Consider the following 3,454-nt stretch of genomic DNA (forward strand, 5'->3'; position numbering starts at 1 on the left):
CGGTGCGACCCCGGCGTCGTGCCGTGCGGACTCAGTACTCGCGGTCGTCGGTCGGGACCGACGTCACGCGCGTCCCGTCGGTCCCGGCCGACCAGTCCTTGTTGTCGGACGTCACCCGGGTGCCGTCCGTGCCGAAGTCCCGGTCGTCCTGCCCGACGGACGTGACCCGCGTCCCGTCCGTGCCGTACTCCCGGTCGGCGGCTGCGGCCGCCCCGGCGCCGAGCACGCCCGCGGCTGTCGTGAGGAGGGCCGCGGTACCAGCGGCGGCCACCCGTACGAGCTTGTTCATCGTGAACCTCCTTCGTGGCCGGAGGGACCGTCCCGCCCGGCCCGGTCCACGCTGCGGTACGGACGGGCGGGGCTCAACGTCCTTTGGGTGAGCCCGAATGTCCGGTCGCAGGCCCGCGCCGTCGGCCCGGGCCGCCGGCCCGCGCCCTCAGTCCCGGCTCAGCAGCTCGCCCGCCTCGCCCAGCACCTCGGCGAGCCGCTCCAGGTCCGGGTCGTCCTCGGTCGGCTGGATCGCCACGGTGTCCGCGCCGGCCGCGCCGAACCGGCGCACGCCCTCGGCCAGCGCCAGGGCGTCGCCCCAGATCGCGTAGCCCGCCAGCCGCTCGTCGTCGGCCACGTCCTGGCCCCACGTGGTGAGTTCGGCGCGCAGCCGCTCGGCGGCACCGGGTCCGGTGCCCCCGGACACGAACTGGACCACCGAGAAGGCGTCCGCCTCGCGCCCGGCGGCAGCCCGGCCCTCGGCGATCCGCTCCAGCGCGGCAGGCAGCCCGACCAGGCCCACGGAACCCTCCAGCACCACGCCGTCGCCCACCTCGCCCGCGAGGCGCAACGACTTGGGCCCCGTCGCGGCGACCGGCACCCGCACGGGCCGGGCGGGCGGCCAGTCCAGCTTCACGTCGTCCAGGTTCACGTACCGGCCCGACACCGTCACGCCCTCCCCCGCGAGCAGGGCGCGCAGCGTCGTCGCGTACTCCCGCATCAGGGTCAGGGGCGATGCCGCCTTCGCGCCCACCTGCGTCATCCAGGACTGCACGCCGTGCCCGATCCCCGGGATGAGCCGGCCCGGGAACATCCCGTCGACCGTGGCGACCTCCATCGCGGTGAGGGCGACGTTCCGCAGGGGCGTGGGCATCACGCCGATCCCCACGCGGACTTGGTCGGTCGCGGCCAGGATCGCGCTGGCGGCGGAGATCCCGCCGGTCTGGAAGCAGTCCTCCCACAGCCAGATCTCCTCGATCCCCGCGGCCTCGACGGCGCGGGCGAGGGGGATGACGCGGGACGGCGGGGTCGAGGGACGGATGATGCACGCCAGTGTGGTCATGGCCACACGCTGTCACGGGGCTGCCGTCAGATCCAGCCCTTGCGCGCGGCGTGCCAGCCGAGCTGGATGCGTGTCGAGACGCCGGCGATGTCCATGAGCACCTTGACGCGGCGCTGCACCGTCCGCAGCGAGAGGCCGAGCTGGTTGGCCACCGACTGGTCTGTGAGGCCCACGAGCATCAGCCCGAGGATGCGGGCGTCCTGGTACTCGAGCTCGCCGCCGCCGTCCGGCTCGCCGGGACGCGCGAACGGCGTGGCGTCCCGCCACACCGCCTCGAACAGGGCGATGAGGGCGTCGAGCAGCCCGGAGGGATGGATGATCAGCGCGCCCACCAGGTCGGGGGCGAGGTCGGAGTCCTCGGCGTCCACCACGGTCTGGATCGGCACGAACGCGAGCCGGCGGTCGATGATGAACAGCTTGATCGGCACCCGCTCGGAGAACCGCACCTCCTCGCCGTTGTCGATGGCTGCGGCGACGTCGTCCACCCGCATCATGCCCGTGTCCAGGAACACGCGGTCGACCACCACCCGGTACCGGACGCCGCGGGCCACAGCCTGGTCCTCGGCCGTGTTGTCCTCGGCGGACATCACGAAGACCGGCGGCTTGGTGAACGACTCCACCGTCTCGCGCGCGCCGAGCTGGAGCTGCATGATGCGGTGCTTCACGGCGTCCGCCCCGCGCACCACGTCGACGACGTCGGTCGCCGGCCGCAGCGCCGACGAGCGCCGGAAGTCCTCCTCGAGCTCGATCAGCTCGACCTGCGCCGCGCGGATCTCGTCCTTGCGCCGGGCGAGCAGCGCGCCCAGCGCGATCTCGGGGGGAGCGGCCTGGAACCGGGAGTCGTCCGCGCTCTGCCGGGCCGCGAGGCCGTGGTTCTCCAGCGTGCGGAGCACGTCCAGGGCGTCGCCCGGGTCGCACCCGAGCCGGTGTGCCAGCTCCGCGGCGTCGAGCGATGGTGAGGCCACGAGCTCGCGGTACGCGAGCGACTGCGACTTGGTCAGGCCGAGCACGTCACTGAGCATGTCATCCTCCCGCCGGATGAATTTCACCGTGCCGTGGCGAGGATACGCCAGGGGGGCACTTCGATGCTTTTGTACCTTCTGTGGGCGTGTGCGGTCTTCGGCGAGGGCCGGGCCGGTTGGTAGCCTCCCGGACGTGAGCACCGAAGACGTGAGCTTCCTCGCCGACGGCGGCGAGCGGGTCGCGGGCCGCTGGTTCCTGCCGGACGGCGCCCCTGTCGGCGTCGTGGCGATCGCGCCGGCCATGGCCATGCCGATGCGGTTCTACCGGCACACCGCCACGTGGCTCGCCGAACGCGGGTTCGCGGTGCTCACGTTCTCCTACCGCGGCTCCGAGCCGGAGCTCTACGGCCCCCTGCGGGACTCGACGGTCACCGCCCTCGACTGGTACCACGACGCCGAGGCCGCCGCGCTCCACGCGCGCGGCCGGGCCGACGCCGACGGCGTCCCGCTCACCTGGGTCGGGCACTCGTTCGGCGGCCAGAGCCTGGGCTTCCTGGCCGACGTCGGCGTCGACCGCTGCGTGATGGTGACCTCGGGAACCGGCTGGCGGGGCAAGGCCGCTCCGGCCATCCGGACCTGGTCGCCCCTGCTCTGGCGCGTCATCGCACCGGCCGCGACGGCGCTGGCGGGCTACTACCCGGGCCGGCGGCTGCGGATCCTGGACGACCTGCCCGGCGGCGTCATGCGCCAGTGGGGCCGCTGGTGCCTGCACCCGGACTACCTGTTCAGCGAGCTCCCCGAGCTGCGGGACCGCTTCGCGAAGGTCGCGACGCCGGTCACCGCCCTGTGGACCGCGGACGACGAGCTGATCTCCCCGGAGTCGATCCGCTACTGGAGCCGCGAGTTCCCGGGCGCCGAGGTGGAGCTCGTCGAGATGCGCGCCGCCGACCACGGCCTGACCCGGATCGGGCACTCGGGCTTCTTCCGGCCGAAGCGCGCGGTCCTCTGGGAGCAGATCCTGCTCCCGCGCCTGGCCCTCCGCGCTCCGGCCTGACGCTCCGCCCGCCGACCGTCGGCCCGACTGCTGCTCCGCCGTCGGGAGCCCCGGGTCGATCCGGCCCCACGTCCTCCCCTTTGAGGCCCAGGTTTCTTCGCTTTGGAC

The 3,454-nt window shown here is 73.7% G+C and carries 4 protein-coding genes; 1 reads left to right on the top strand and 3 read right to left on the bottom strand.

Annotation, left to right across the window (positions count from 1 at the left end; all coding sequences use genetic code 11):
* Positions 1-31: 31 nt before the first annotated feature.
* The 3 genes from ACFWEJ_RS27965 to ACFWEJ_RS27975 all read right to left on the bottom strand — a co-directional run bounded on the left by ACFWEJ_RS27965 (position 32) and on the right by ACFWEJ_RS27975 (position 2,352).
* The gene (locus ACFWEJ_RS27965) at positions 32-289 is read right to left on the bottom strand and encodes a hypothetical protein (protein ID WP_377232430.1); all 258 of its coding nucleotides are present in this window, start codon (positions 287-289) and stop codon (positions 32-34) included.
* 147 nt (positions 290-436) lie between these two features.
* Positions 437-1,330: an LLM class flavin-dependent oxidoreductase gene (locus ACFWEJ_RS27970; protein ID WP_377232431.1), complete on the bottom strand. Its 894-nt coding sequence runs from the start codon at positions 1,328-1,330 to the stop codon at positions 437-439.
* Between the two features lie 26 nt (positions 1,331-1,356).
* A complete protein-coding gene (locus ACFWEJ_RS27975; RefSeq protein WP_377232432.1) occupies positions 1,357-2,352 on the bottom strand; it encodes a helix-turn-helix domain-containing protein in 996 nt (331 codons plus the stop codon).
* 133 nt (positions 2,353-2,485) lie between these two features.
* Between ACFWEJ_RS27975 and ACFWEJ_RS27980 the strand changes: the two genes are divergently transcribed.
* The gene (locus ACFWEJ_RS27980) at positions 2,486-3,346 is read left to right on the top strand and encodes a hypothetical protein (protein WP_377232433.1); all 861 of its coding nucleotides are present in this window, start codon (positions 2,486-2,488) and stop codon (positions 3,344-3,346) included.
* Positions 3,347-3,454 lie beyond the last annotated feature (108 nt).

Source organism: Promicromonospora sp. NPDC060204, from assembly GCF_042728455.1.
Taxonomy (GTDB): domain Bacteria; phylum Actinomycetota; class Actinomycetes; order Actinomycetales; family Cellulomonadaceae; genus Promicromonospora.

What these genes read in the sequence shown, in the direction of transcription:
- ACFWEJ_RS27965 (WP_377232430.1), bottom strand. Translation starts at nt 289, where the DNA reads ATGAACAAGCTCGTACGGGTGGCCGCCGCTGGTACCGCGGCCCTCCTC.
- ACFWEJ_RS27970 (WP_377232431.1), bottom strand. Translation starts at nt 1,330, where the DNA reads ATGACCACACTGGCGTGCATCATCCGTCCCTCGACCCCGCCGTCCCGC.
- ACFWEJ_RS27975 (WP_377232432.1), bottom strand. Translation starts at nt 2,352, where the DNA reads ATGCTCAGTGACGTGCTCGGCCTGACCAAGTCGCAGTCGCTCGCGTAC.